Raw genomic sequence first — 1,535 nt, forward strand, 5'->3', positions numbered from 1 at the left:
TAATAAACGCTGAATTATCACAAAGTAACGGAAACCAATCATCAAATCTATTTTCCATAGCATAATCTATTAAGTCTTGAATCTCATCAATATCATTTTCTTTAACAAAACTAATCATTTCTTTAATTAATTGATATCTCTCTCCAGAATTGGCAGAAAGATATATTAAAGGATCAGCACCAGCATGACCTATTATTTCACTCTTACTATACTGAAACTTATTAGGATCATCCATATGAGCAAAATAACGCACCATACCTTTCAGATCCATAACCTTTTGAGGATTTGGTGCCTTTAACCTTAAAGTAATCTCTCTAACCTGCTCATAAGACTTTTTAGAAGCAAATAATATTAATATGTGCCAATGAGCCTTTTTCAGTTCTCCATTAGAATCTACATCTTTATCATGTAATGGACTTTCTATCCACGGTATATGCATCTCGTTTAAAACATCTCTCCAATTTTCAGGTGCAGATTCCGGATAAACAAAAAATGTCCAATTACGTGTTCTTGTATCTCTCTTTTCACTCATGTTATAATTACCTCACTTATAAGTATAATTTATTTCTTAGTCGCCATTTGCCCTGGCGACTATTTTTATGCCTTTTTTTGTTCATTAACCCACATTGTAATCAAAGCAGATTTACTTAAACCTGTTTCTTTAGATAAAACTTCTATTTTTTCAAAAACTTCTTGATTCAAAGTTATCATAATTCGTTTTTTTTCTTGTTTTTCAGCCATATTTTTTCACCTCAACAATTTTCTATAAATACGAATTCCCTTATAAAACAATCTAACACATTTATAACTAAAGTGTAAGAAATTTATGCATTTTTATCAAAAAACCGGGTTGAGCCTTACTCTCCGTTGATGTTTCGCGATTTATACCCTTTCAGCCTTAGAGGCGCAAGGGATACAGAGTTTTGACCTCTGACCAGTGACCAACCTAGGGGGGGTCGTAGTTGCCCCCCTAGGTTCGAAAAATCCAAAGATTAAATACAAAAACAGTAATCAAAAATGTGATTACTAAAATCCATAAATCAAATCCCAACTTCAATTAACTTGTAATTTAATTTCCTTTTGACTTCACGATATCGAAAGTAATGATTTGGATTGGTTGTTAACTTGGATTAATCCAAGTTACAACTGCACCAATCGCTACTGAAGTAGCTATCATTATTTCTTTGCTCGTCAAAAGTATTTCTCATATCACAAGTTAATTGAAGTTTTGGCAAGCGTCGTATTTGCTAGCCACTTCATTCGCTAACGCTCATTTCGTTCTGCAAATACCCTTGCTGGGATTATATCCCAGACCCTTTATTTTTGCTAACGCAAAAAGCTAGCCATTTTGGCTAGCTAATTCAAATTCATCTAATTCTATGTCTAATAGATTTAATATAATTATTCATAATAAACGCTGAATTATCACAAAGTAACGGAAACCAATCATCAAATCTATTTTCCATAGCATAATCTATTAAGTCTTGAATCTCATCAATATCATTTTCTTTAACAAAACTAATCATTTCTTTAAT

3 protein-coding genes are annotated in these 1,535 nt (G+C 32.1%); all 3 read right to left on the reverse strand.

Annotated elements, in window-relative coordinates:
- Nucleotides 1-532, reverse strand: a 532-nt coding sequence (locus tag DDF78_RS11600) for a replication protein (protein WP_152587882.1), incomplete at its 3' end; no start/stop codon positions are given.
- A 65-nt stretch (nucleotides 533-597) separates the two neighbouring features.
- A complete protein-coding gene (locus DDF78_RS11605; RefSeq protein ID WP_018616903.1) occupies nucleotides 598-741 on the reverse strand; it encodes a ribbon-helix-helix domain-containing protein in 144 nt (47 codons plus the stop codon).
- 626 nt (nucleotides 742-1,367) lie between these two features.
- Nucleotides 1,368-1,526, reverse strand: coding sequence for a hypothetical protein (locus DDF78_RS12380; protein WP_368731817.1), 159 nt, complete (start codon nucleotides 1,524-1,526; stop codon nucleotides 1,368-1,370).
- Between the last annotated feature and the right edge of the window lie 9 nt (nucleotides 1,527-1,535).

This window comes from Bifidobacterium tibiigranuli, assembly GCF_009371885.1.
In the GTDB taxonomy this organism is placed as follows: Bacteria; Actinomycetota; Actinomycetes; order Actinomycetales; family Bifidobacteriaceae; genus Bifidobacterium; species Bifidobacterium tibiigranuli.